The organism is Cohnella hongkongensis, assembly GCF_042654645.1.
In the GTDB taxonomy this organism is placed as follows: domain Bacteria; phylum Bacillota; class Bacilli; order Paenibacillales; family Paenibacillaceae; genus Cohnella; species Cohnella hongkongensis.
Window position 1 is genome coordinate 491,920 of sequence record NZ_JBHSEP010000001.1, and the last position, 26,123, is coordinate 518,042.

Genomic DNA, 26,123 nt, shown 5'->3' on the forward strand with positions numbered 1-26,123 from the left:
GGACGTGCTGCCGCTCGACTGCCCGGCATGCCCGCCGCAGGCCGATCCGGCTCCGTCCGCCGCTTCCCGGCCTCTCCTCACGGAGGAAGACCGGGCGCTGATCGCCCGCATCCGCCAAGAGACGCGCTCGCTCAACCGCAATAACGTCACGCGCACGGCCGCCTATTGGGACGTCTATCGCGCATATCCCGAGCTTCATTGGGCGTTCCTGGCCCACATGGTGTCGCGCAACGGGGGCTGGAGCATGACCGATCTGAAGGGAGAATGGCTCCCGCGTCTGCTGGACGAACGGTTGTCCGGCGCGATGTTCGAGCTGCTGGAAGCCTGCAACGCGCTCATCTTCGGGGACGCTTATCCGCAGCTGCGGTTATATGCGGAGAGCAGAAGCGCCGGACGCAGTCTGTTCGGCCTGCTTCCCGAATTCGGAGTGTCCCGCTTTATGGAGCCGTTCTGGGACCGGTTCCTGTCCGACGGCAATCCGGTGCCGCTGACCGAGGCGCTCGTCGTCAACGAGCAGCACTTCATTCAGCTCCGCGTCGTCGAAGACTCTTATTTCCGCAAGAACGTTCTGGACTCGGCCGCCTTCCGCAGCCAGCCCTATCTGCAGACGAACCAGATCGTCATCCCCCTGTGGCGGGGCGAGGCGGCAGGAGGCGCCAGGCCCATCCGGCTGGCGGGAAGAGTGCTGGAACGGTTCGCGGATTTACGCGAGAGAATCGAGTTCGGCATCTCCCTGTACGGCTTGCTTTTCGGCTATCCGCGAGTGCTTAGGGCGGCGACCGCGTTCGCCCGCCATGTGCCCCATAGCGGTTCGAGAGCGGACTACTGGCCTCACCGCTTCGCCAGCCGCGCGTACGGCAAAAACGGCGAATTCGCCGGAGCGGCCGAAGCCGCCGGGAATTCGCCGTGGTTCAGTCCGGTTCTGGCCGAAGCCTGGCCGGACAAAGCTCTGCCCCGCTCAGAGGAGCGGGACTGGTATCGCGATCGCGAAGCGCTGGCCTATATTGGCCCGATTCGCCCCCCGCGCAGAATCGATCTGACGCACGAGCATCTGCTCGCCCAATACAAGCTTCAGACGGCCGTTCTTCTCGCCCGCAGCTTCATGAAGGGCGCCAAAAGCCGCCGCACCGGCTTGGGGTAGGTGGAGATCTCCTCCGTCGAGACGACGCCGAGATAGACGAGCAGCGCCGGATACAGCACCGCCAGCACGCCTCCCATCACTGCGCAGGAGAGTAGCAGCGCCAGCTTCTCCGGCAGCCCGCCTGCGAGCGCCAGCACGCCCCATTCCGCCAATCCGACTGCGGCCGCGGCGATCGCCACCGTCAGCAGGAACGGCAGCCAGCGCTTGCCGAGCAGCTTAAAGCGCGACCGCTTCCGCAGACTGAGAACGTTAAAGGCGAGCGCCCAGACAAAGCATACCGTCGTAGCCGCAATAATCCCGTACACGCCAAAAAACGGCGCGAGAGCGAAGCTGAGGACGACTTTGAGCAGGATGCCGGTCAGCGCATGCATCGTCGCCTTTTTCGGCTCGGAGATGCCGAGCAGGATCGAGTTCGTCACCATCATCCCGATCTGGAAAATGGTGCCGAGCGTCAGCATCGCGACGATCGGGCTGCCGACCGGCTTCTCGAACAGCAGCCCGTTCACGCTGTACGCCCCGACGCCTAGCATCAGCACGACCGGCATGCCGCTGAACAGCGCGATCCGCACCGCCAGCGACGATTGCTGGCCGACACGATCGGCGTCCCGCAGCGCATGGGCCGACGAGATATGAGGAATGATCGACTGGCTGAGCGCCACGGCCAGAATAATCGGAATGCCCGCGATCGATTGCGCGTTCATCCCGTACACTGCCGCCCAGTGATTGATCGTCTCCGCATCGAAATGGCCGACCGTCAGCGACTTGATCATCAAGTTGTCCATCGTGTAGAGAAGCTGTACCGTGATGCCGGTCATGACGACCGGAATGGACAGATTGAACAGCTCCTTGTAGATCGCGCGCAGGCGCAGCGGCCGGGAGGAATCCGGCCGCTGCCGGGGCTCCAGACGGTCGCTTGCTTTCAGCTTGCGGGAATAGAAGAGCATAACGGCAAAAGCCCCGACGCTGCCGAATACGCTGCCGAAGGCCGCTCCGGAAGCGATGCCCTCCTCGTTGGCGGGATTGACGGCATAGAAGGCGTAAGCGATTCCGACCGCCGCCACGACCCGCGCGATCTGTTCGACGATCTGCGAGATGCCGCCCGCGGTGACGAACTGCCGACCTTGAAAATAGCCGCGCATCATCGCGATCATCGGGAACAGCAGCAGCGAAGGCGCAATGCCCCGAATCGCGGTCGCCGCTTCCGGCTCCTCCAGAATCGATGTCGCGATATAAGGCGCGACCGCCCACAACCCGATCGTAATGACGATGCCTGCGAGCGCGCCGAACAGCATCGCGGCCCGGTACACCTGCTGCGCTTCCTTAACGCGCCCGACCGCGTAACGGCCGGACACCATTTTGCTGACGGCGCTCGGAATGCCCGCAGTCGCCACAATCAGCATGAGCAAGTAGATGGAATTGGCGTTGTTGTAATAGATGACGCCGAGATCGTCCATCAAATAATCGAGCGGCACCCGCTGGAAAATGCCAAGCGCGCGCGCCACGAGAGCGGCGGCCGCCAGAATGAGCGTGCTTTTGAGTAAAGTGTCTTTTTTCAAGGGAACCTCTTCCGCTTAAGAGTTAATTAAAAACGAGCCAGACGACGAACAGGACGATCATCGCCCCCTGGAGCAGCACTTTCACGACGGTGCTCGTGAACAGCCCGACGAGCGAGCCCCAGCCGACCTTCAGCGCGCGATTGAATTCCGAGCCGTGAATCAGCTCGCCCAGAATCGCGCCGGCCAGCGGTCCGATGATCAAGCCGAAAACCGGAATGACGAACGGTCCGATCAGAATGCCGATCGTGCTGCCGACAACCGAGGCCTTGGACCCTCCGAACTTCTTGACTCCCCAGGCGTTCACCATGTAATCGGCAACGAACAGCACGACGACGATGAGCGTCTGGATGATCCAGAACCACCAGCCGAACGGCTCGAAAGAGAAAAACAAGCCGTATACGAAAAACGCCGCATAAATCGCCAGAGCGCCCGGCAGGATCGGATAGATCGCTCCGGCCATGCCGACGGCAAACAACGCTACAATAAGAATCCAGCCGAGAATGTCCACCGGATCACGTCCTCAGCACATATTGTTGAATGACTTGGGCGACACCGTCCTGTTGGTTCGTGGCCGTCACGGCGTCCGCCGCCAGCTTCACCTCTTGCTGGGCGTTGCCCATCGCCACGCCGAGCCCCGAAGCCCGAATGGCGGCAATGTCGTTCAAGCTGTCGCCGACCGCCACGACTTCGGACATGTCGATGCCCGTCATCCGGCACACTTCCATCAGCGCCGTCGCTTTCGAGATGCCCAGCGGGTTGATCTCAATATTGTTCGGAGAAGAATTGCTGATCTCCAGGCCGTCCCACGCGCGGATTTCTTGCAAAATGCTGCCGAGCTGCGCAAGATCCTCCGTGTAAAAACCGAATTTCATCCACTCGTGCCCGGCGGCGTCCTCGGTCCAGATCTCCTTGTTGAAGATGCCCTCCGTCGAGTACGCCCAGAACCAGACGTCCGGATACTGCAGCGCCAGCTCATGCAGACGGATCACCTTGTCGGCGTCCAGAATCGTTCTCTTGTGAAGCTGGTGGGGTCTCTCCCAAATCTCCCCTCCGTTCACCGTAATCATCGGCGAATCGAGGCCCAGCTGCTCAACGATCGAAAGCGTGCTCTGGAACCCCCTTCCCGTGGAAGCCATCACCGTGACGCCCGCCTCGACCGCATGGCGGATCCATCGGGCGTTCGTCTCGCTCACTTCGCTCTGCTCGTTCAGCAGCGTGCCGTCCAAATCCAGGGCCAGCAGCCGGTACTGCTTCATCTCGTATGCCACATTTTCTACCTGCTTCCTCTTGCGTTCTGCCTGTCGTATACCGTTTATTTTAACATAATTCGCGCTTCAATTCGCTCCTCGATAAGAAAAGAATAAGAGCCGCCCTCCACCGTCTCGGACGGAGGACGAGCAGCTCTTCCCTTTATCGGCCTTCAGAACGCCTGGCGAGCCGCCGACGCGCGCTGCCTCAGCTTGCGCACGACAAACCCGTGGGACGGAGAAAATAGAAAGGCCAGCACGAACAGCCCGCCTGCGACGCAGACCATGCAGCCTGCGATCGACGCGTCCAGCGCGGCGGCAGTATAATACCCCCCTACCGAGCTGACGACTCCGACGGAGAGGCTCCACCCGATCATCGCTCCCAGCCGGTCGGTCAGCAGATAGGCCGTCGCCGGCGGCACGATCAGCAAGCCGACGACGAGAATCGCCCCGACGCTTTCGAACGAGCTGACCGTCGCCATGGAGACGAGCCCCATCAGCACGTAGTGGAAGAGGGCGACCGGGATGCCGATGGCCGCCGCCAGCGCGGGATCGAAGGCGCACAGCTTGAACTGCTTGTAAAACAAGGTGATTAACGCCACGATGATAAACAGCGTAATCCCCAGCAGCCATACCGCCTTCGGACCGAGATCGACTCCGCCGAGCACCAGCGTATTCCACTGCACGTAGGCGATTTCTCCATACAGCACGCAATCCAGATCCAGATCGACGTTCTGGGCGTTAAGACTGACGAGAAGCACGCCGGCCGCGAACAGCGAGGTGAAGACGACTCCGATCGAGGCGTCGTTCTGCACGCCGCTCTGCTGGAACATCTGGATGAGAAATACGGTCAGGAAACCGAGGATCGCCGCCCCGAACAGCATAAAGAACGAATCCCTCGAGCCGCTGACCAGAAAAGCGATCACGATGCCCGGCAGCACGGAGTGGCTGATCGCGTCGCCCACGAGCGCCATTCGGCGCAAAATGAGGAAGCAGCCCAAAATGCCGCAGCAAGCCGCGACCAAGGCGCCCGTCAGCATAATCCAAAATCCGCTCATGCCGACACCCCCCGTTCGGAGCGGGCCGCGTCTGCGCCCGATGCTTGCCCGGCGTTCTCGGCGATCCACTCCCGCTTGGCGGTATGCCGACGCACGAGCTTGGCGATCACGCCGCGGCGAGGACCGAGCAGCACCGAGCCGACGAATACGGCCGTCGCCGTCAGCACGCTAAGCGGACCGGTCGGAAGCTGCGCCGTCCCCGCGCTCACCCAGGTGCCGATCGCCCCGCTCAGCGCTCCGAACAGCCCGGACAGCACGGTCATGACGCCAAGCCGGTCGGTCCAATAGCGGGCGGACACCGCCGGCGTAATCAGCAGAGCCGCGACGAGCACGACGCCGACCGCCTGAATGCCGACGACGACGGCGATCGTAACGAGCCAGAGCAGCAGCTGCTCCAGCGTCCCGACGGAGAAGCCTAGCCCGCGCGCATAGCCGGGGTCGAAGCTGAGCAGCTTGAACTCCTTGAACAGCAGCGCGCAGACGACGATCAGCACGGCTGCGACGCTCGTCATCGTGTAGACGTCCTTGGCCGTCATCGACGCCGCCTGCCCGAACAGAAACTTGTCGAGTCCGCTTTGGTTGCCGTAGGAGCTGTGCTGAATTTGCGTCATCAGCACGATGCCGAGTCCGAAAAACACCGACAGCACGATGCCCATCGCCGCATCCTGCTTGATTCGGGAAAATCTCGTGATCCAGCTGATGCCCACCGTGGCGATCATGCCGGCGGCGATCGCTCCGATCATGAACAGTCCGACCGACTTGATCTCGGTCAGCATGAAGGCGATGCAGATGCCGGGAAGAGCCGCGTGGGCGAGCGTATCCCCGATCAGGCTCTGCTTGCGCAAGTAGGCGAACGTCCCGACGACTCCGGTACTGATGCCGAGCAGCACGCTCCCCAGCAAAATCCATTGCAAATTCGGATCGGTCAACAGGTTCGGCATGACCGTCACCCCCTTCCTGCGATCAGGACGGGCTCCTCGGCTTTAGCCCCTTTAAGGAAGGTCAATCTTCCGCCGTACGCCTTCTGAAGATTCTCTTCCGTGAAGGTCGAAGCCGTCGGCCCGTAAGCGATCAGCTCGCCGTTCAGCAGCATGACCGAGTCGAAATACTGCTCTACCGTCGCCAGGTCGTGGTGGACGACGAGCACCGTTTTTCCCTGCCTTTTCAGCTCGTTCAGCAGCTGGATAATCGCCTTCTCCGTGGCGGCGTCGACGCCCGCGAACGGCTCATCCATGAAATACAGCGTCGCGTCCTGGGCCAGCGCCCGAGCCAGAAACACTCTCTGCTGCTGTCCTCCGGACAGCTGGCTGATCTGGCGGCCTGCAAAGTCGCTCATGCCGACCTTCGCCAGAGCTTCCGCCGCGATCGCTTTCTCCTTGGCGCCGGGCCTTCGGAACAGACCGAGCCGCCCGTAAGTGCCCATCATGACGACGTCCAGCGCGTTCGTCGGAAAATCCCAATCGACCGATTCCCGTTGCGGAACGTAGCCGACGAGCTTTCTCTGCGCCTTGTAGGCTTTGCCGTAAACGAGCGTCTCCCCGCCGAGCGTCGGCTGCAAGCCGAGGATCGCTTTGATCAGCGTCGATTTGCCGGCCCCGTTCGGCCCGATTATGCCGATTAGCTCTCCTTCCGTCGCTTCGAACGACACGTTGCGAACGACGGGCTTCTTCTGATAAGCGACCGTCATATTCGAGACGATCAGCGGGGCGGTTCCGGAGCTTCCTTGCGCCGTTGGTGCCATCGTTGCTCTCCCCTTTCCTGCTATTTCAGCGATTTGACAATCGTATCGACATTATGCCGGACCATTCCGATATAGGTGCCTTCCTCGGTTCCGTCCTCGCCCATCGCGTCGGAGAACAGTTCTCCGCCGATCCTGACCTCGTGGCCCATCTTCTTGGCACCCTCGATAACCGCTTCGATCGACTTCTTCGGCACGCTCGATTCCACGAACACCGCTTTGATGCCCCGCTCCACGAGCATATCCCGCAGCGCGGTCACGTCCTTGGAGCCGTATTCGGCCGCCGTGCTGATGCCCTGCAGGCCGACGACCTCGATCGCGTATGCATTGCCGAAATAGCCGAAGGCGTCGTGCGCCGTCACTATTACCCGTCCCTGCTCGGGGATCGTCGCGATCTGCTCTCTGGTGTACCGGTCCAACTCCTCGAGCTTCGCGAGGTACGCGTCCGTACGCTCCCGATATTCGGCTTCATGCTCCGGATCGTTCTCGATCAGCGTGTCGCGGATCGTCTCCGTCGCGCTCATCCACAGCTTCACGTCAAACCAGACGTGCGGATCGAACGTTCCGTCTCCCGTCGTTAGCAGCGACGACTCCGGAATGTTTTTCGTGACGGGAACGACCGACTTGGTTTTGCTCATCTTCTCGAAAATTTCCGTCATCTTGCCTTCCAGGTGAAGTCCGCCGTACAGAATGACCTTCGCGTCCTCCAGCTTGGCGATATCGCCTTGCGACGCCTTGTATAAGTGCGGGTCGACTCCCGGCCCCATGAGGCCGATCACTTCGACGCGTTCTCCTCCGACTTCCTTGACGACGTCGCTGATCATCCCGATTGTCGCCGTTACATGCAGCTTGCCTTCCTCCTTGAACGCCCCGGCTCCCTGGCCGCAGCCGACAGCGATCGCAGCTGTCAAGATCAGGAAAATCAAGGTCAGGATTAAACGTTTAATCGACGATGGCATACGCCTCTTCATGATGCAGCACTCCTCCCGGTGTTTCTTTCTCTTTAACAACTGTTTTGCTAGTACGACGAATAATTTCCCATAGGACTCTTTGTTTATATTATACAATTAAGTTTACCTTATGCAACATTTATTTTTTATCTTCGTTCCGATTGATCTTCAGAAGTTCTCGTCAACGAGTTTCTAATGTTTCCACTGGCACACAAGGAGTTTCCGAAAAATCTATTCGCCCAAGCGTCCACGGTGCTTTTTTTGCAGACGCCAATCAAGAAAAGCCCTATCCTATCCAGCCCATCAGGCAACGGTTGAGTTCTCGACCAGTGAAAATAGGGGGCATTCACAAAAAGTTTTACTTTAACCTGCTACTTTGTCGCACGAATGCCACCGAGTTATAACTAGTCATTTTTGATTAGCTGCCTCTCAGTAGTAAATTAAGCTTTCTCTGCATTAAGTTCTTTTATCACTGAGGAAAAGGAGGGATCGAAGAAACAATAACTTCAATAGAAATTAAATGAGAGGCAAGATACTGTCAAAAACCAGTGGAAATTGCTCATGTTGGCTGTGTTCTGCGTAACGGTACTTAGCGCGATGACGTATGCTACGTTGACGATCCCATATGGTGATCGTTACAGGTATTGGCATTCATCATCCAAAACCGGCTAAGCAAAACCTTGCATAATGGGGCCTTCACAATTTAACCAGCATCAAAATTACAAAAAGAACGAAAGAAGGTAATCTAAATGGATCAAATGGTATTGGAAGTGCAGAAATGGTTGAATAATAATTACTCGGGTAAAACAGGCTATTCGCAAATCGCTGAGGATGGTATTACTGGTACAACCACTGTAAAAGCATTAACTATTGCGCTACAAATCGAGATCGGTATTTCTTCCCCCGATGGAGTGTTTGGACCAACGACAAGTTCACTTTGCCCAACCTTATCAATGGGTTCGAACTCTAACGATCCTGTTGTAAATAGACAGATTCGAATTCTTCAAGGTTCGCTGTATTGCAAAGGGTATAGCCCTGGTGGATTCGATGGCGTATATGGTCAAGGCAATAAGAATGCTATTATCAATTTCCAATCTGATGCCGGCCTAATTAATCCGAATGGCATTGCAAGCCCTATGGTTATGAAGGCCCTTTTAAGCATGGATGCATATGTAAATATTGGTAATCCTAAAATTAGAACGATCCAGCAGAGCCTTAACCGCAGCTATTCGAATACCATTGGCCTCATACCTTGCGATGGTGTTTACTCGAAAACGACTAATAAAGCAATGATTACAGCTATCCAGATTGAACAAGGTAATGCTTCCCCAGATGGTGTATGGGGCCCAAATACAATGTCTCTTTTGCCAACTCTTTCACAAGGAAGCACAAAAACCAACTTTGTACGTTTGCTCCAATACGCCCTGTACGTCAATGGATTTGACCCTAATGGCTTTGATGGTATCTTTGGTAGTGGCGTTAAACAGGTCGTTACAAATTTCCAAGCATTCTGTATGCTTACAGCGGATGGTATCGCCGGCAAACAAACGTGGGCTTCTCTAATGGTAAGCTCAGGCGACAGCAGCCGGAAAGGAACGGCATGTGACTGTGTTACAACCATCACACCTGTACTGGCACAGACTTTGGTTAGTAACGGGTACCAAACTGTTGGCCGCTATCTTGTAGGAGATTGGAAGAAAATTAAGGATGGAGAATTGGCGACTATATTCAACGCAGGTCTAACTGTGTTCCCAATCTACCAGTCTTCCGGTAACGGTGTTTACTACTTCAACTCTCAACAAGGCTCTAAAGATGCAATTTCTGCATTGATTGCTGCAAATAATTACGGTTTCCCTACCGGAACCACGATTTACTTTGCTGTCGATTTTGATGCAGTTGATGGTCAAGTAACATCAAACATCATTCCGTATTTCCAAGCATTGCATGCCAAGATGAAGGCGCTCGGAGCGAAGTACAAGATTGGTATCTATGGACCACGTAATGTATGTAGTCGTGTAGCAGTTGCGGGGTACTCTACATCTAGTTTTGTCAGTGATATGTCGACAGGATTCCAAGGCAATATCGGGTTCCCATTACCAAGCGACTGGGCGTTCGATCAAATTAAAACGATCACGGTCGGATCCGGAAGTGCGGCCATCGAAATTGATAATAATATTAAGTCAGGTAGAAACCCAGGTGTCAGTGCTGTTGTCACTCCTGAAGTGCTAACCATTCTGGACGACATCAACTTCGATACCAGCTACCAAACGAGCCTTTATAACGAATTGATTCCTCTTGCAGATGAACAGCGCTCTGGTATTACCGACTTAAAAGCCGTTCGTAGTCCACAAAGTGCGCTTGATATTATTTTTGCAAATGATGCACAAATTACACTGCTAAGCCAAACCTATTCGATGAGAAAGGCAATGTTACAGGCCATCTTGTATAGAGAACTGTTCTGCGAAGGTTTGGAAGACTCCGCGAAAGATGGGGTAGTCATATCGACATATGCTTACTGGGATGCATTGGACGCGTGGGAAGCACTGCCTCCAGCTTTGAAGCTTATTACACCAGTACCGCAACCACCAATCCTAATGGCTGAAGATTCCAGCACAGGATACGGTCAAATCTTTGCAGCCACTGCTATTGATGCCATTAATTTTGCTATTCAAAATGGAATCAATCCGGGCAGGCTCTATGATAAGACCGTACGCTCTGATATGAAGGAAGTTTGGTTCCTCCTTCATGATGATCAAGTATATAATATCTACATGTGTGCAATGGTATTGATTCAAGCATCGGATTATGTTCAACAAGATCGAGACTTCTACAACTACACGGAGTCGGAAATTAAAACAGTACTTTCCAGATATAATGGTACAGGTCCTGCAGCTACGAACTATGGAAATGAAACTTATGAATTGTACAAAGTTTTCGAGAAGTATAATAAGCTTGTTCGGGAAGATCTATAATTATTTGTCTGATTCAAAAAGCCTTTGTCTCTATGGCAAAGGCTTTTGCTCATTTGGGAAGTAACAAATCTTGGAACATTACCGGTGCCTTAAACGTTAATATATTAATGAGAAACAGTATTGTCAGTCCTTATTTGTACACAGTAATCATTAGTTGTATTAGACTGTAAGAATGCATCGCAGAACGGGAGGAGAATATGAAAAGGATACCCTATAAAGTATTTTCTTTACTTGCTATTTTCGTGCTTCTTATCTGTTTGTTTGTGTTTTATCTAGGAAAACCAGACAGAATTTCGAATAAATTTGCAGGAAACCTTTTCGATTATCCTCTGCCTAAAGAAACTACCCTGATAGAAAAAAAACAATATAATGGGCGGAATTGGGTTGATAGCGGAGGTAGCGGAGGGTTTTGGAATGTGGTTGCATTTATGAAGTTACATACAAACTTACCCAAAAGTGAAATTGTAAAATACTATAAGGCAGCCGGTAAATTTCCATATCCAGATAGTAAACAGCAAGAGGTACAGGTTGAAATTTATTTTGAGGACGATAGAAAATTAGTTGAAGAAAGAGAAGGAGCATATTACTTAACAAAAGGAGGATCGCATCAGACTGTAGACAACATGGATGTGAATGAACAAGTGGGGTTATCAAATGAAGTAATCATTCAAATTGTAAGTGGCTTCAAGTACTTTCAAATTGACTAGTATCCCATCAGCTCTTAAAGAGTTATTAAGACACTCCAACTTAATTTGTGCATCATCGATGATAAATTTCCAATTAAACCCTTCTGAGACTGGTAGAAATCTCCAAATATGACAGTTCAGTTCAATTCGTTCGGTAGAAGGGATGCGACGTCTCAACCATTGGCTCAGTTCAATCTCCGCGTTGTTCAACTGCCTTGTCTGGGCATGGTCCAATCGCTCTGCAAGACGACGAGTCATTTGCGGATCAAAGCAATCAAGCCTGATACAAAAAGTCATTGGAATGTGTTCTATATCGTCCATCATCAAGTTAACGAATGATGCCTCTGGATAATGGCCACCAGCAATTTCCGAACTTGCTCTTCCCAATGAACCCGGGTTCATTTCTAAATAAAATGATTTATTGAGTTTTCACAGCAACCGGTCAGTCTATTATTTTTCGGAAAACCATTTCGGATAATTTGTATCGAACAGGAAGTCACTTATTTCTATATAACCAATGATTTTCCAGTACAATTAAAATTATTTACATTTTCCAACTAATGATGTATTATCCTAGTATACTCACCAATTTTAATTTTGAATAGGAGGATTTTTATATGAAAAAGGTACTGGTTACAATTGCTTCTATCATCGCATCTCTTTCTCTTGCTTTGACTGCTCACGCTGCTACCTATGTTTCGGCAACTGCAAATGTAACAACGCCTTACAAAGCAAGCTCTTCAACTACCGGAAAAGGTCAATATGTCCTTTTTGAGTGCAAAATAAAAAACAGAAACACTACGCCCAATGATAGTAACACAACCTCTTGGGGGGACTGTAGTCTTGAAAAACTATCGAATGGAGAGTACATACCCATAAAGACGCTATTTGTGGATGAAACCGGGAATGCTGGTAGTTCTCATTCTATTACATACGGTGGTATTACCTTAGAAGATGGTGTTAAGTATAGGGTTACGTCATCGTTAGATCCTATACATTTTGATGAAAAGGGATATTTATATGCAGCACTGAGCACAGTAAGCTGATTGAGAATTAATTGTCGTTTAAGCTCTTACAGACGCTTATGGCTAAACAACTATAGATTCAATGGCACCATTGTCTATGAAAAAACGTAAAAGACTGTCGAATCTCGGCAGTCTTTTTATATCTTTACATTCCATTACGATAACGCGTTAAAGTTGCAAACTGATTGTATGCTCTACCATGTCCCCACCGGTGCGACTTGATCGACACGTTGAGGCGATGGCAGTCGCTAGCTGTTCGGCGAAGTTGCAGCCTGTCTTAGTATAGTCGAACGCCCCCTAGTCATAGTTGTCCCCCCGTGCTAACACATAGGTTACTACCATCATTATACTTCATAATCCAGCTCGAGAATTGGATTGTTCTTTTATAGACATGAAAATGCTCCCCTATAGAAGAGAAGCAGGAGTTTTTATATCACCTGTCTCTGTATGGGGAGCAACTTGGCGGGAAGACCCCTACCTTATTATTCTTCCCGTATACCCTCGACCGGCAAAACCACTTCCGCATTGACGGCGTTCGCTCCATCCTGCTGCGGTTCTCCCGCGTTGGCGTCGGGAGAGCCCGAGACCTGTTGAACGCCGTACAGCTGCGGACGCGGAGTGCCGTACAGCCCGATCTCCGCATCGTACGCGTCGAAAATTTGGCGGGCGATCGGAGCCGCTCCCCATCCGCCGTAACCGCCGTCCGGAACGACGACCGCGACCGCCAGCTTCGGCTTGTCGGCCGGAGCGTAGGCGATAAACACCGCGTTCTCCACCTTGCGGCGGTTGCCGACGTCCTGCTGGGACGTTCCGGTTTTCCGCAGGAATGTGTATGGCACGCCGTCGAAGCCTTTGACCGAAACTTGGGACATCCCCTTTTCGATTTCCTTCCAGTACTGCTCTGGAATGTCAATCGAATTGAGCATTTCCGGCTGGAAGCCCACGGTGACGTTGCCGTCGACGTCGCGGATTTCCTGCACGAATTGCGGCTTCATCCGCTTGCCATGGCTGGCGAGCGTCGCCGCGTATTGCGCGAGCTGCAACGCCGTATATTTCGCCTGCTGGCCCCAGGAAGACCGGATCAATACGGACTGCAGGCCTTCCACCTTAACATTTTTGAGATAATCGAGAACGCCGGCCGACTCGCCGTAAAGTCCGCTTCCCGTCGTGACGCCCAGTCCGAACTGTTTTAAGTAATTATCCCATATTTGCAAACCTTCGTCGCCTTTATAATTCAAGAACAGCTTATTGCCGATCATCGCGGACATGAAGGCGTTGGATGACTTGGAGATCGCCTGCCATGCCGTAATCTTCCCGTTGGCCGCGTTACTGGCGTTCCAGATGCGAACTTCGTGGCCCTTGCGTCCGAATTCGAAATAGCCCGGATCGTTAAAAACCGTAGTGGGCGTAAACAGCTTCTCGTTCAGCCCGAGCAGAACGGACAGGGGCTTTTGCGTAGAGCCGAGATACACGAGCGAGGACGGGTGGTTTTTGCGCTGCTCGTACTCCTCATACGGAGGCTGAACCTCGCGGATCGTTCCGTTATACTGGAAAAACTGGATCGCGTCCAGATCCTTCTGGCTGATGCCGCCCTGCCACACGCTCGGATCGTAATCGGGCATGCTGGCCATCGCGATCACCTTGCCGGTGTCCACCTCCATGGCGACAGCGTAGCCGGTCGTCGGATGCGCGCTCTCGTACTGCTTTCCTTTCGCATTTCTGACGAATTCGATATGCTCCATGATCGCCTGCTGCGTCTTCAGCTGGACGTTCCGGTTGATCGTCAGGTACAGATTTTCGCCTTTGACCGGCTTCGTCAGCTTCATCGGGCCGACGATCTCTCCCTGATTGTTAACGGGGTACTCCTTGACGCCGTTGCTGCCCCTCAATTCGTCCTGGTACATCAGCTCCAGTCCGTCAAAGCCGACCTCCTCCGTCTCGATGTACCGAAGCGCCTTGTCGGTCTGCTCCTTGTCGATCTCCTTGTACTTGTCGAGATCCTTCGCTCCGCTGAGCTTCTTCATATAGCCGACGAGCTGGACGGCGACGCGGTCCTCGCTGTACTGGCGAATGCTCTCCTCGACGATGTCGATGCCCTTGAACTCCTGGCGATGCTCGGAGAAATAAGCGATCTCCTCCTTCGTCAAGCCGGCCTTGATCCGTCTCGGCTGGTGCGCGTAATGCACCTTGCCGGACAGGTCCATGTCGTCGAAGACGTCCTGAACCGTGAGGGGAGGGGCGCTCTTGTCGCCCAGGCGGTCGAACACCTCGACGAGCCTTGCGGCCAGCGCCATCGCTTCGTCGGTTTTCATTTTCATATCCAGCGTGTAATACAACGATTGCGTGGATACCGAGTAAGCGATCTCCTTGCCGGTCGAGTCGTAAATATTGCCCCGGATCGGAGGAACCGGCACGCTTCTGGAGCCGATCTGATGCTCTTTCGCCTTCAGGTTGTCGCTTTCGACGAACTGCAAGTAAGCCAGTCTGACGATCAATACGGAAAACACGAAAAAAGTAAGGAAGAAAAACACGTTCAGACGAAAGCTGAAATGCCTTCTGTTGCGGATTTCCCGCTTCTGCGCCTCTTCCGTCATGCTGCTGCTCACCCGGTTACCCCTCCTTGCCGTATATGCGTATCGGCAAATCCGGGAGAATCGAACCAATTGCCCGTCTTTGCCCAAGTCGAATCCAGCGGAATCCATCTGCCGTCCTCAGCCGTATACACCTCGTTCCAGGCATGCGCCCCGTAACCGCCTCGGCCGTCGTAGCCGAGCCCCGTCACGACGCGAACGTCCAGGCCGACCGCGCGCGCCATCGCCGCGTACAGTCGGGCGTAATCGATGCATACGCCTTTGCGGGTGGCGAACGTTACCTCGGGATTTTGCTCCCGCCACTCGCCCCTCTCCTCGTAAGCCGTCACCTTGTCGTCGTCGTAGGCGATTCTCGTGCCGACCCAGTCGTACAGCGCCCGGGCTTTGGCTCTGTCTCCGTCCTTGTTTTCCGTGACGGAAAGCGCCGCCTGCACGATATCGTCGGGCAGCTCGGCGTCGATGACGTCGTACCGCTTCTGCCAGAGCTGATCCAACTCGCCGGACATCGCCCTGGCGAACACGGGAAGCCGATCTTCCAGCACGCCGCCGGCGGCCGGGCGAATGATCTGCGCCGCCAATTCCCGGTATAGCCCGGACTGCTGGATATAATCGGTCATCGGCCCTTGCGGGAACAGCGCGCAGTAGGCGAACAGCATCGCCGTGATTAGCAGCGCCCTTCCGGCCCCGAGCGCCGTCCCGATCGCGCCTCCGGCCGTCCGGCTGGCCGCGCCCCCCGACGAGGAGCCGAAGACCGAGGAGCCGCCCCCGCGGGGCAGGAGCGCTCTGGCGCCCAGGCCCGCCAACAGCCGGATCAGCGTGTGCGCGAGCAGAAACAGAGCGGCGAACCGGAGCAAGGGCAGATCCCTCAGCCCGGTCAGCGCAGTATAGAAAAACTGCGAAGCGGCCGACGAGTCCGGTGCGGGGCGGGACAGGCTCCGCCCGGCCAGCCATTCCTGCAGGCGCGGCGACAGCTCCGATGCGGCCATCGCCGCCAGAACGACGGCGGCCACCGTCAGCAGCGCTTCCCCGAGAAACTGGACGAGCCGCCTGGCGGAGCCCGAAGCCCCCCGGCGAACGCCCTGATATAAGGATAGTGCGACAATCGCGAGCAGCCCCCAGGTGACGAGATTGGCGTCGACAACCGTCCCCCAGCCCTTCATCTCGGGTTACTTCGCCGCAGCCCGCGCCTTCGTGACGAAGTCGCGAACCTCGCCTTCCATCTGCCAGGTGCCCAGGGAAATGCCCCTGAACTTGACGCTCACCTCGCCGGAGTTCGGCACTCCGGTCAGTTCGAGGTTCTCCGTCTTGATCGTATAGGTGCCGTCCTCGTTCACCGTATAGTCGGCCTCGCTCGCTTCGCCTGCCATCGCCTTGATCGCCTGATCCTTGGCCTCCTCGGTCACCTTCGTTCCGACTTCCTTGATGTCGTCGATCGTGAAGCCGCCATAGGTGACGATGCCGATAACGATCGCGGCGACAAGCACCCACTTCAGCACCGTCTTGACCACCTTGATGACGATCAGAATGGCTGCGATCGCCACCGCGATCACAATCCAGTTTTCCTGTACAAACGTCAGCCAAGCATCCATATCCAGATTCATCCGATGCCCCCCCATGAACAAAAAGAATCTTCTCTCAAACTCACATAATTCCTATTATACCGTAATCGCTCGGCCTCAGTAAACGACGGGCATATCCGCGGCAGGTCGAACGTAAATGTAGGATAAGCCGCGGTTGCGGACAAGGGGAGCCTCGTCCCCATATCGACTAGGAGGTCGCGGAAATGAAAACCGCCATATGGCTTTACTTATTTTTATTCGTCGCATTCTTCGATCTGCACGCCCAATACCCGATGCTCACTCCGTTCGCCGTGTCGCTCGGGGCGGCCCCGTCGTTCATCGGCCTCGTGATGGGGATGTACTCCTTGACTCATCTGCCGGGCAACCTGATCGCCGGAATCGCGGTGGATCGCCGCGGCAGCCGGCTGTTCATCTCCTTCAGCCTTATCGGCGCAGGCATTCTGCTGCTCTTCCAGGCTCGGGTCACCGATCCTTGGCAGCTGCTCTATATCCGTTCCATTAGCGGCTTCGTGCTGGCCTTCCTGTCTCCCGCCTGCATGTCTCTGCTGGCCAGACTGGCGAAAAACCATATCCAGCAGGGCAAGCTGATGGCCGGCAACGGCCTCGTCCATACGGTCGCCTCCGTAGTCTCTCCGGCGGCAGGCGCTTTTCTTGCCGCCTCCATCGGCTTCAGCCGCTCCTTCGCCTTGCTCGGATGGGTGCTTCTGGCGACCGGCATTCTGTCGATCTGGTTCATCAAGGAGCCTGCCGTCATGCCGCACCCGGTCCGGGACGAGCCGGAGTCTTCGCCGGCCCCGCGCGAATCCGGGCCCGGCGGGAAGCCTGCCGCCGACGTCCCCCCCGGGGAGCCGGCTCCCGCCGGCTTCCCCTGGGCCGTATTTATCCTGCCGATCGGCATGGCTTGCGCCCAGGGCATCCTGGCCTTCGAGCTGCCCCTGCGAGGAACGGACGCCGCGACAATCATGAGCACCGGCATCTTGTTCTCCATCATCAGCCTCGGCTCCCTCGTCACGCTCGGTCTGCTGTTTCTGAACCGGTATTTGCCTTACTTCCGAACGGTGATCGGGGTGATGCTGCTGGCCGTCTGCTATTACGGCCTCGCCTCGAATTGGCCCGTCTCCCTGCTCGCGCTGCTCTTCATCATCGGCATGGCCAAGGGCATCATATTCCCGGCGATGACGTCGTTTCTGCTTCAGCTGAGCGGTCCGTCCCGATACGGCAGAACGTTCTCGATTCTGTCGATCTCGCTGTCGATCGGCTCGTTCCTCGGTCCGGTCGCAGCCGGGGCCGTCCGGGAACACTTCTCTCCTTATTTTCTTTCTTTCGTCGCGCTGATGATCGCGCTCACCTTCCTGTTCCCCCGGGCCTCGTTCAAGTCGAACTGGAATCCGAACGCGGCCATCCCGCCCGGCGTGCATTGATCCGCATTCGCCTGGGTACTCGCCCGCTTCGCAACCGGCCCGCTCGCATATTCTGTATGACAGCCCATGCCCGCTCCGGCCGCGCGCAACCTCTCGGGCGGAGTCGGGGGCTAAAGGAGCGAGGTGATCTCCATGACCGCATTCGCCGCCGGCAGCGGGGCGACGACGACGATCGTGCTCGTCCTGTTCATTCTTCTCGTCCTCGTGCTTCGCGCCCCGTAAATCAGAGACGGGAGCCGCCGCTTCGGCCGGAAGCCGCTGCGGCGGCCGACCGCCGATCGTCGGCCGGACAAGGTCCGGCGCAACAAACGCGCAGGACATGGTACAATAACAGACATAGCTATCATCACGGAGGAACCCGCCCCTTGGATATCGCGATTATCGTCGAAGGAAAAAACGACAAAAGCCGACTTTCCCGCGTTCTCGATCCGGCGGTGCCGATCCATTGCACGTTCGGCACGTTGAGCACGAACCGGATCGAAGCGCTCCGCAAGGCGGTAGGAAGCCGTCACGTCTACCTGTTCACCGACCACGACGCCTCCGGCCGGCGCATTCGAGGCATTCTTCGCGACGTGTTCCCGGACGCCGAGCACCTCTACACGCGCAAAGGCTACAAGGGGGTCGAAGGCACCCCCGAGGAATATCTGATCCAGCAGCTTGAGAAGGCCGGGCTGGAGGATTATATCCGCTACCCGGAGCCCGGCGCGCTGCCGGATTGAGCTCTCCGGCGACCGCTAGGAACGGAAAAATGGCGGGCAGGAGCTTCTCTCTCCTGTCCCGCCATTATCCGTTCGATGCGGCCCTCCGGCCGGCTTATAACAGGCTCTTGATCAACCGGGTCAGCTCGCTCGGGCTGAGCTTCTCCGCGCCGGCTTCGAGGTCGATGTAGTCGTTGGCCGATATCCAGTCGCGAATCTGGCCCTGCTTGTCGAGCAGCACGATAACGTTCATATGGCCGAAATTGCCTTCGTTGTCCTTCTGCACGAAAACGCCGTATTCCCGAGCCAGCGCCGCCGTCTCCTGCTCGTCTCCGCGCAGGAATTTCCAGCCTTCCCGGTCCGCTTCGAACCGTTTCGCGTAATCCTGCAGCATCTCCGGCGTATCGCGCTCCGGATCGATCGTCACGGACAGAAACTGCACTTCCGTTCCGAACAGTCCCTGCTCCATCAGCTCGTCCTGCACTTCAGACATGACGAACGTCGTCGGCGGACAGACGTCCGGGCAATTCGCGAAGAAAAAGTAGAGCAGTCTGACTTTGCCGTTCGTTCCGCTCAGCGAGACGTTCTCGCCGTACATATCGGCATAGGAAAACTCGACCCCTGGTCCTTGGACGGGCAGCTCGTCCTTCTTGTTCTGCTGCTCCAAAATAAAGTACCCCATCACGATGCACAGGGCAAGCACGACGAGCGAAAAACCGTAGCGCTGAAGCCAGGGCTTCTGCGGCCTGTCGGCCTTCACCGGCTCGACGACGACCTCTTCGGCCGGCGCGGCCGACTGCTGCTCCTCGCCTTGCTTCTTTTCTTTTGACAAATCCACCTTTATCCCCCCGTCGTATTCAAGATCATCACAAAAAACATAACCATCAAATAATTGATCGAGATCATGAAGTCCATCTTGGCCCACTTCTCGTCATCCTTGGCCCGCAGTCCGCCCAGCGCATGGACGAACCAGACCGCGGCGATTCCGACGGACAGAACCAAAAAATAAATGCCCACGTAGCCGTAGGAGTACATCAGGATGGACGCAGGAATGAGCAGAAGAATATACGGAAGCATCTGCCACTTCGTCCGCGTGACGCCCTTGACGACCGGCAGCAGCGGAAAGCCGGCCGCTTTGTATTCTTCCATGCGGCGAATGGCCAGCGACCAGAAATGAGCGGGCTGCCAAAGAAACAGCAGCGCGAACAGAATCCAGGCTCCTTCGTCGACGCGGTCCGTCACGGCGCAATAACCGATGACGGGCGGCATCGCCCCCGATATTCCGCCGACCGACGTGCTCCAGGTCGAGCTTCGCTTCAGCCACATCGTGTAGATGACGATGTAGACGAACATGCCCAGCAAGCCGAGCCACCCCGTTAGAGGATTTACCAGCAGGAACAGAACGGCGAGACCGGCGAGGCCTAGCGCGATGCCGTACGCGAGCACGAAGCCCGGAGAGAGCCGCTTCTGCGGAAGAGCCCGGTCTCTCGTCCGCTCCATTTTCAAATCGAGATCCCGATCCCAATAATTGTTGATGACGCAGGACGAAGCCATCGTTAACGTGGAACCGAGCAGCATCCAGATCAAAATCCATATATCCGGGTCCCACTTGGATGCGACCCAATAGCCGCCGAAAGCGGCGATCAAGTTCAAGCGGATAATGCGCGGCTTGGTGAGAGCCACAAGATCTTTAAGCACGAAGCTCCTCCTCATTCCTGCCAAGCGTTACGGCAGACGCCGTCCTTGGGGACCTGATGTCTGTTCAATGATACCGCAAATCTTCAAGCCTTGACAATGTTCGCCCGGGCGAGTTCATCAAATCGCCATTACATGGAAACGCCCTCGAAGACGCCCGGGAAAAATCCGATTCGCCCAGTCACACAATAGGGTTCGCCTAAATACACTGTATTGCGACAATCGCCCATCGCCTTTGCGGTCGGCGTGGGCGACCTGAATCAGAGAGGGTGACGTGTGGATTGGCCGTTATTAAAGCAAGCAGCGACGACATTCGAATGCTGGCCCGTCTCATGCGGGCCGAAGCCGAGGGCGAAGGCGAGCTGGGCATGCTTATGGTCGGCAATGTAGGCGTGAACCGAGTTCGAGGCGACTGCATGGACTTCAGAAACATCCGCTCGATCCCCAACATGGTGTACCAGTCTCCCGGGGGCTTCGAGGCGGTGCAGAAATCGTATTTTTATCAGAGAGCGCGCGAAAGGGACGTACGGCTGGCCGAACGGGTCGTTAACGGAGAGCGGCAGCATCCGGCCAGCAACGCCCTCTGGTTTTTCCGGCCGTCGGGAGGCTGCCCGGGCACCTGGTACGACCAGCCGAATACCGGAAGGTTCAAAGCCCACTGCTTCTTCGCGCCGTCCCGCGAGGATTGTCCGAACGTGTATTAACATTTTAAGGAGGATTCGCGAATGTTGAACAACAAAATGCCCTGGAGCGGTTTTGCGCCCCATGCCGGCACGATGCCGATGAATACGCCCGGAACCGGGATGACGACAACGATGATGCCCATCCCCAATACGGTCATTCAGGGACCGGTGACGCCTCCGCCCGTGCCTTCGGGCGCCGCGATCACGCCGTCCGGCGTCGCCGTGCCCGGCATGCCCGGTATGCAAGAGGAATCCTACGTCGAGAACATTCTTCGCATGAACCTGGGCAAGGTCGCCACCCTGTACATGACGTACGAAAACAACTCCGAATGGAACGCCAAAATCTTCAAAGGCGTGCTGGAGGCCGCCGGACGCGACCACATTATCATTAGCGACCCGGCGACGGGCAAGCGGTTTTTGCTGCTCACGCTGAATCTGGACTACATTACGTTCGACGGGCCGCTGAACTATACGCTGCCCTTCGGAAGCGGCCGCTGACGAAACGTCCATACCCGCAAGCCGTCCGGGCCTCCCTTCACCCACTGCTCCATCTCTTTCCAGGAACGCCCTTCGCGGCGTTCCTTTGCCGTTCGCATCGCTTCGTCTTCCGTCCCGGCTCTGCGGATTTCGACGAACACGCCGGGCTGCGCCGTATTCTCGGCCAGCTCGGCGTCCTTCCATAATTCCGGATGGGCATCCGCCCACTTGAGAAAACGATCGCGATTTTCCGCCGGCACGACATATTCGCAGAACACAATCAAGGCGCCGCTGCGCCTCCCTTCATATTTTATAGCCGTATCGTCCATACTGAAGCACATAAGGGGGGTCACGTTATGGACACCGGCACGCATTTCGTCTTTGGACTTGGCTTGGGGGGGCTTGCGATGACCGATCCCGTTATCGCTTCGCACCCTTACGGACCGATCGCCATTCTGATCGGGACCGTAGCCGGCTCTAACGCGCCCGATCTGGACGGGCTGCTGAGATTCAAGAGCAATGCCGATTATATCAAAAACCATCGCGGTTTGTCTCATTCTTTTCCTGCAATCGCCGGCTGGACCGCGCTCATTACCGCCGCCGTCGCGCTTGCGTTCCGAACCCTTCCCTGGTGGCATATCGCGTTCTGGGTGCTGCTCGCCGTCGTCGTCCATGTCGTGACCGATCTGTTTAATTCTTACGGCACGCAGGCATACCGCCCGATCAGCAAGCAATGGGTCGCCTGGAGCATCATTCATATTTTCGATCCGTTTATTTTTTCCGCCCATCTGCTCGCTCTGCTGCTGTGGATTTCGGGCGTCGCCGCTCCGCAGGCGATTTTCCCCGCGCTGTACGTCCTTCTCGGCATATATTACGGCTGGCGAACGCTCGTGCGCCGAAGGCTGTCGGCCGGAATCGCCGGCCTGGATCCCGAAGGCCGGCCCGGCGACCGCTACACGCTGCTGCCGACCGTCTCCTTGTACCGCTGGAATCTCGTCCGGGTATCGGCGGACGGCACCTACGGGATCGGGGAATGGAATCACGGGAAAGTCCAATGGCAGGACGTGCTGAAGTGCGACGAGCATCCTGCCCTCGAAGCCTCCAGGCAAGAGGCGGACGTTCAAGCCTTCCTGAGCGTAACTCCCTTCCCGTGCGGCCAGGTCACGCCGCGTACATGGGGGTACGAGGTGCGCTGGGTCGACGTCAGATACCGCTACCGGAAGCAGTATCCGTTCGTGGCCGTCGTTCTGATGGATCTGCAGCTGACGCCGCTGCAATCGTACGTCGGCTGGCTGAGCGACGATCGGCTGGAGAAGAGGCTGCGAATGAACACGTACTGAATGCGCCTCGCGCATCGCAAGGCCGTCCCCGATTGAGGCGAAGGGGAACGGCCTCTTGACGTTTGAGCGCCGGAAGCGCACAATATGAAAAGCCCGAGGGGTTTCCTCGGGCTTTCGGTTCGAACCGCAGGTTATTAGCGACCGGAAAGTTGCTGCTCGGCAATTTGGACAAGCTTCTTGGTGATGTAGCCGCCAAGGGAACCCGTTTCGCGGGACGTTACGTTGCCGTAATATCCGTCTGCCGGAATTTGGACGCCCAGGGATTGAGCAGCTTCCATCTTCATGCTTTGCAGTGCCGCTCTGGCTTGCGGTACAACAAGTTGGTTGTTGCTTGATGCCATGATTGAAATCTCCCTTCGCCTTGATGATTGGTTTGCAAGCTTGCCAACTTAGTATGCTAGATACAAAGAAAAATATTCGAGGTGAGATCGTGAGTAAAACATTGTCACTGCTGTTCGCCGTGCTGTCCGTCATTTTCATGCTGGCCACGGCTTTCTCGATCAGCTACAACGGTTGGCTGGCGCTTCTGTTCGGCGTCGTGTCGATCGCCGTCATGGGACTCGGGTTCGTCATCAAGGCGAAGCTGAGAAAAAAATCGGCTTAACGGGCTTTCGGGAGGAAGCCCATCGCTTCCTTCACCGCCGTCAGCGTCCGCTCCGCCGCGGCATTGGCGCGTTCCGCGCCGTCGCGCAGAATGCGGTGTATTTCCCCGGAGGACCGGATGTCCGCGTAGACGCGCTGCATCGGCTCGAGCGCCTCGACGACCACTTCCGCCAGATCCTTTTTGAAAGCGCCGTAGCCCAATCCTTCGTACGCGGTCTGAACCTCCTCGATCGACTTGCCGGAGCATTGGGCGTAGATCGTCATCAGGTTGCTGACCTCCGGCTTGTTCTGCACGTCGTACACGATTTCCCGGCCCATGTCCGTCTTGGCCCGGGCTATTTTTTTGCGGATTTCGTCCGGAGCGTCGAGCATGGAAATATAGCTTCCCGCGCTCGGATTGCTCTTGCTCATCTTTTTCGTTCCGTCCTCCAGCGACATAATGCGCGCCCCCTGCTTCGGAATGAACGGCTCCGGCACGACGAAAGTGTCTCCGTATCTGTAATTGAATCTGCCCGCCAAATCCCTCGTCAGCTCCAGATGCTGCTTCTGATCGTCGCCAACGGGAACGAGTGTCGGGTTATAGAGCAGAATGTCGGCGGCCATCAGCGCGGGATAGACGAACAGCCCTGCTCCCACCGCCTCCTTGCCTTCCGATTTGTCCTTGAATTGCGTCATCCGCTCCAGCTCGCCCATGTAAGACATCGTCGTCAGCAGCCAGCCGAGCTCGGCATGCGCCGGGATGTGGGATTGGATGAAGATCGCCGCCTCGGCCGGATCGAGACCGGCGGCCACGTACAGCGCCGCCACCGATTCGGTCTGCTCCCGCAGCGCCGCCGGCTCCTGCGGAACGGTAACCGCATGAAGATCGGCGATCATAAAAAAGCATTCGTGCTCGTGCTGCAAGGCGACGAAGTTTTTCATCGCGCCGATGTAGTTGCCGATCGTCAGCTTGCCGCTGGACTGAATTCCCGATAATACGCGTTGTTGCTTGGACATTTTCGAATCGCTCCTTTTTCGGAAAATAAAAAAAGACCTTCCTCCGTTAGGGACGAGGAAAGCCGTGGTGCCACCCTAATTCGCATCGCTGCGGCCGAAACCGGTCGCGACGCCTTCGGTTCCTGTAACGGGGAACAGTCGGGAAAGCATGGGACAGAGGCTGACCGGCGCATTCGTCCGGCGCGGCTTCGTCTTTACGCTTCCGGCTCCAAGATCCATTCCGCTAGGCGTGCGTACCGGCTTCCAGCCCATCACCGGCTCTCTGTGAGCGCCTCATCCAAGCGTACTTGTTCTCTTCATCGCCGAATATACATGAGTTGTACCCATTATACCCTGCCGGGCCGCGTTGTCAACCGGTGCAACGGCTGCGAAACGCGGATCGAGGCGGCGCCGGACAATCCCGAGTGCCAAACCCGCAACCCTGTTGTATAATAACCGTAATAATTACTATCCGGGAGGAAGTGAAATCGTGCCCAACGGTTGGATGAAGCTGGCTACCGCTGCGGCTTCAGTCGTATGCGCCGTGCTCCTCGTGCTCATTTTTTTCGGCCGAGATCTCGGCGATTGGACGCTGGACAACGCCAGGCTGCAAAATTTTAAAATTATTTTCATCAGCATCATTCTCGAAGCGCTGCCGTTTCTGCTGATCGGCGTCGTCGTATCGGCGCTTCTTCAGGCGTTCGTGTCGGACGAGCTCGTACGCAAGATCACACCGCGCCATCCGATCCCGGGAGTGCTGTTCGGCAGTCTCCTCGGCATCGTGCTGCCGCTCTGCGAATGCGGCATGATTCCGATCGTTCGGCGTCTTATCCGCAAAGGCTTGCCCGCCTACATAGGCCTGATCTACATCGTCGCAGGTCCGATCATTAACCCGGTCGTATTCGGCGCCACGTTTCAGGCTTTCCGCATGAATGAAAGCTTGGCCTATTCTCGTTTTTATCTGGCGTTTGTCGTATCCGTCGCGCTCGGCTTGATCCTGTACGATCGTCTGAAGCAATCCCCGTTGAAATCCGACCGGTCCAAGCCGTCCGCCGGCGAGATCGCGCACGGGTACGCCGCCCAAGCCCAACGCGGCCAGAACGGGCATGCTTCCGATCACGACTCTCTTCACGGACAGCATGCACACCATGGCCACCATCATGACCACCATCATGACCACCATGATGACCACCACCACGGCCATCACCATGGACATGACCATGGACATGACCACCATCATTCGAAGGGCGGTCGGACGCCGTTCTTCCGGAAGCTGGCCTCGACGCCGTCCCATATCGCTGAAGAGTTTTTCGAGATGGGCAAGTATTTGATCCTCGGTTCGCTGATAACCGGGCTGATGCAGACGTTCATCACGCGCTCGTCATTCGCCGCAGTGGCCGATCACGAGCTGCTGTCCCATCTGTTCATGATGGCGTTCGCTTACGTGCTCTCGCTGTGCTCGACTTCGGACGCGTTCGTCGCCGCTTCGTTCAACAATCTGTTCCCGCCGGCGGCGCTTCTGTCCTTCCTCGTGCTCGGACCGATGCTCGACTTGAAAAATACGCTGATGATGCTGGCCGTTTTCCGTAAAAAATTCGTACTGAAATTCAGCCTGCTGATCGCCGCGCTCGTTCTCATCGGATCGATCGCCTTCGATCGGCTGGGCCTCGTCTAAAGGAGCTGTTTC

At 56.2% G+C, this 26,123-nt stretch carries 27 protein-coding genes; 12 read left to right on the forward strand and 15 right to left on the reverse strand.

Annotated features, from left to right (window positions below):
- The first annotated feature begins 4 nt into the window (after positions 1-4).
- A complete protein-coding gene (locus ACFO3S_RS02240; protein WP_378091772.1) occupies positions 5-1,141 on the forward strand; it encodes a DUF2515 family protein in 1,137 nt (378 codons plus the stop codon).
- On the opposite strand, the gene ACFO3S_RS02245 is transcribed toward ACFO3S_RS02240, so the two are convergent.
- The 7 genes from ACFO3S_RS02245 to ACFO3S_RS02275 form a co-directional block, all read right to left on the reverse strand.
- Complete coding sequence (locus ACFO3S_RS02245; RefSeq protein WP_378091774.1) at positions 1,072-2,697, reverse strand: putative polysaccharide biosynthesis protein; 1,626 nt, start codon at positions 2,695-2,697, stop codon at positions 1,072-1,074. The genes ACFO3S_RS02240 and ACFO3S_RS02245 overlap by 70 nt on opposite strands.
- A gap of 22 nt (positions 2,698-2,719) precedes the next feature.
- Positions 2,720-3,205 carry a DUF456 domain-containing protein gene (locus tag ACFO3S_RS02250; RefSeq protein ID WP_378091776.1) on the reverse strand — a complete coding sequence of 162 codons (486 nt, stop codon included), beginning with the start codon at positions 3,203-3,205 and terminating at the stop codon, positions 2,720-2,722.
- 4 nt (positions 3,206-3,209) lie between these two features.
- Complete coding sequence (locus tag ACFO3S_RS02255; protein WP_378092236.1) at positions 3,210-3,953, reverse strand: Cof-type HAD-IIB family hydrolase; 744 nt, start codon at positions 3,951-3,953, stop codon at positions 3,210-3,212.
- A 164-nt stretch (positions 3,954-4,117) separates the two neighbouring features.
- Positions 4,118-5,002 (reverse strand): metal ABC transporter permease, encoded by an 885-nt coding sequence (locus ACFO3S_RS02260; RefSeq protein WP_378091778.1) that lies wholly within the window; start codon positions 5,000-5,002, stop codon positions 4,118-4,120.
- Positions 4,999-5,943, reverse strand: a complete 945-nt coding sequence (locus ACFO3S_RS02265; protein WP_378091780.1) for a metal ABC transporter permease — start codon at positions 5,941-5,943, stop codon at positions 4,999-5,001. Before ACFO3S_RS02265 ends, ACFO3S_RS02260 begins: the two co-directional genes overlap by 4 nt.
- Positions 5,944-5,948: 5 nt before the next feature.
- Complete coding sequence (locus ACFO3S_RS02270) at positions 5,949-6,743, reverse strand: metal ABC transporter ATP-binding protein (RefSeq protein ID WP_378091782.1); 795 nt, start codon at positions 6,741-6,743, stop codon at positions 5,949-5,951.
- A 20-nt stretch (positions 6,744-6,763) separates the two neighbouring features.
- Complete coding sequence (locus tag ACFO3S_RS02275) at positions 6,764-7,711, reverse strand: metal ABC transporter solute-binding protein, Zn/Mn family (protein WP_378091784.1); 948 nt, start codon at positions 7,709-7,711, stop codon at positions 6,764-6,766.
- 728 nt (positions 7,712-8,439) lie between these two features.
- Between ACFO3S_RS02275 and ACFO3S_RS02280 the strand changes: the two genes are divergently transcribed.
- The 3 genes from ACFO3S_RS02280 (at position 8,440) to ACFO3S_RS02290 (ending at position 12,394) form a co-directional block, all read left to right on the forward strand.
- On the forward strand, positions 8,440-10,662 hold the full coding sequence (locus tag ACFO3S_RS02280) for a glycoside hydrolase domain-containing protein (RefSeq protein ID WP_378091786.1): 2,223 nt from the start codon (positions 8,440-8,442) through the stop codon (positions 10,660-10,662).
- Positions 10,663-10,859: 197 nt separating this feature from the next.
- Positions 10,860-11,369, forward strand: coding sequence for a hypothetical protein (locus tag ACFO3S_RS02285; protein ID WP_378091788.1), 510 nt, complete (start codon positions 10,860-10,862; stop codon positions 11,367-11,369).
- Between the two features lie 596 nt (positions 11,370-11,965).
- Positions 11,966-12,394 (forward strand): hypothetical protein, encoded by a 429-nt coding sequence (locus tag ACFO3S_RS02290; protein WP_378091790.1) that lies wholly within the window; start codon positions 11,966-11,968, stop codon positions 12,392-12,394.
- Between the two features lie 461 nt (positions 12,395-12,855).
- On the opposite strand, the gene ACFO3S_RS02295 is transcribed toward ACFO3S_RS02290, so the two are convergent.
- The 3 genes from ACFO3S_RS02295 to ACFO3S_RS02305 are packed head-to-tail and all read right to left on the reverse strand — an operon-like array spanning position 12,856 to position 16,565.
- Positions 12,856-14,979 carry a peptidoglycan D,D-transpeptidase FtsI family protein gene (locus ACFO3S_RS02295; RefSeq protein ID WP_378091792.1) on the reverse strand — a complete coding sequence of 708 codons (2,124 nt, stop codon included), beginning with the start codon at positions 14,977-14,979 and terminating at the stop codon, positions 12,856-12,858.
- Positions 14,976-16,124, reverse strand: a complete 1,149-nt coding sequence (locus ACFO3S_RS02300; RefSeq protein WP_378091794.1) for a transglutaminase domain-containing protein — start codon at positions 16,122-16,124, stop codon at positions 14,976-14,978. Before ACFO3S_RS02300 ends, ACFO3S_RS02295 begins: the two co-directional genes overlap by 4 nt.
- A 6-nt stretch (positions 16,125-16,130) precedes the next feature.
- Entirely contained in the window at positions 16,131-16,565 is a 435-nt protein-coding gene (locus ACFO3S_RS02305; protein ID WP_378091796.1) for a hypothetical protein, read from the reverse strand.
- 182 nt (positions 16,566-16,747) lie between these two features.
- Between ACFO3S_RS02305 and ACFO3S_RS02310 the strand changes: the two genes are divergently transcribed.
- The 3 genes from ACFO3S_RS02310 to ACFO3S_RS02320 all read left to right on the forward strand — a co-directional run bounded on the left by ACFO3S_RS02310 (position 16,748) and on the right by ACFO3S_RS02320 (position 18,684).
- On the forward strand, positions 16,748-17,965 hold the full coding sequence (locus ACFO3S_RS02310) for an MFS transporter (protein ID WP_378091798.1): 1,218 nt from the start codon (positions 16,748-16,750) through the stop codon (positions 17,963-17,965).
- 132 nt (positions 17,966-18,097) lie between these two features.
- Positions 18,098-18,187 (forward strand): sporulation protein YjcZ, encoded by a 90-nt coding sequence (locus ACFO3S_RS02315; RefSeq protein ID WP_378091800.1) that lies wholly within the window; start codon positions 18,098-18,100, stop codon positions 18,185-18,187.
- 143 nt (positions 18,188-18,330) lie between these two features.
- Positions 18,331-18,684, forward strand: coding sequence for a toprim domain-containing protein (locus tag ACFO3S_RS02320; RefSeq protein ID WP_378091802.1), 354 nt, complete (start codon positions 18,331-18,333; stop codon positions 18,682-18,684).
- A 94-nt stretch (positions 18,685-18,778) separates the two neighbouring features.
- Here ACFO3S_RS02320 and ACFO3S_RS02325 read toward each other — a convergent pair whose 3' ends face one another.
- Entirely contained in the window at positions 18,779-19,501 is a 723-nt protein-coding gene (locus tag ACFO3S_RS02325) for an SCO family protein (protein ID WP_378091804.1), read from the reverse strand.
- Between the two features lie 2 nt (positions 19,502-19,503).
- Positions 19,504-20,361 (reverse strand): heme o synthase, encoded by an 858-nt coding sequence (cyoE, locus tag ACFO3S_RS02330; protein WP_378091806.1) that lies wholly within the window; start codon positions 20,359-20,361, stop codon positions 19,504-19,506.
- A gap of 278 nt (positions 20,362-20,639) precedes the next feature.
- Here cyoE and ACFO3S_RS02335 point away from each other — a divergent pair, with 278 nt between their 5' ends.
- Complete coding sequence (locus ACFO3S_RS02335; RefSeq protein ID WP_378091808.1) at positions 20,640-21,062, forward strand: cell wall hydrolase; 423 nt, start codon at positions 20,640-20,642, stop codon at positions 21,060-21,062.
- A 21-nt stretch (positions 21,063-21,083) separates the two neighbouring features.
- A complete protein-coding gene (gerQ, locus tag ACFO3S_RS02340) occupies positions 21,084-21,539 on the forward strand; it encodes a spore coat protein GerQ (RefSeq protein WP_378091810.1) in 456 nt (151 codons plus the stop codon).
- On the opposite strand, the gene ACFO3S_RS02345 is transcribed toward gerQ, so the two are convergent.
- A complete protein-coding gene (locus ACFO3S_RS02345) occupies positions 21,509-21,802 on the reverse strand; it encodes a hypothetical protein (RefSeq protein ID WP_378091812.1) in 294 nt (97 codons plus the stop codon). The genes gerQ and ACFO3S_RS02345 overlap by 31 nt on opposite strands.
- Positions 21,803-21,874: 72 nt before the next feature.
- Between ACFO3S_RS02345 and ACFO3S_RS02350 the strand changes: the two genes are divergently transcribed.
- Positions 21,875-22,858 (forward strand): metal-dependent hydrolase, encoded by a 984-nt coding sequence (locus ACFO3S_RS02350; protein ID WP_378091814.1) that lies wholly within the window; start codon positions 21,875-21,877, stop codon positions 22,856-22,858.
- Between the two features lie 134 nt (positions 22,859-22,992).
- Here ACFO3S_RS02350 and ACFO3S_RS02355 read toward each other — a convergent pair whose 3' ends face one another.
- Positions 22,993-23,199 (reverse strand): small, acid-soluble spore protein, alpha/beta type, encoded by a 207-nt coding sequence (locus ACFO3S_RS02355; RefSeq protein ID WP_378091816.1) that lies wholly within the window; start codon positions 23,197-23,199, stop codon positions 22,993-22,995.
- 89 nt (positions 23,200-23,288) lie between these two features.
- Between ACFO3S_RS02355 and ACFO3S_RS02360 the strand changes: the two genes are divergently transcribed.
- Positions 23,289-23,462, forward strand: coding sequence for a DUF5325 family protein (locus ACFO3S_RS02360; RefSeq protein ID WP_378091818.1), 174 nt, complete (start codon positions 23,289-23,291; stop codon positions 23,460-23,462).
- On the opposite strand, the gene trpS is transcribed toward ACFO3S_RS02360, so the two are convergent.
- Complete coding sequence (gene trpS, locus ACFO3S_RS02365) at positions 23,459-24,457, reverse strand: tryptophan--tRNA ligase (protein WP_378091819.1); 999 nt, start codon at positions 24,455-24,457, stop codon at positions 23,459-23,461. The genes ACFO3S_RS02360 and trpS overlap by 4 nt on opposite strands.
- Before the next feature lie 469 nt (positions 24,458-24,926).
- Between trpS and ACFO3S_RS02370 the strand changes: the two genes are divergently transcribed.
- Entirely contained in the window at positions 24,927-26,111 is a 1,185-nt protein-coding gene (locus ACFO3S_RS02370) for a permease (RefSeq protein WP_378091821.1), read from the forward strand.
- The last annotated feature ends 12 nt before the right edge of the window (positions 26,112-26,123 follow it).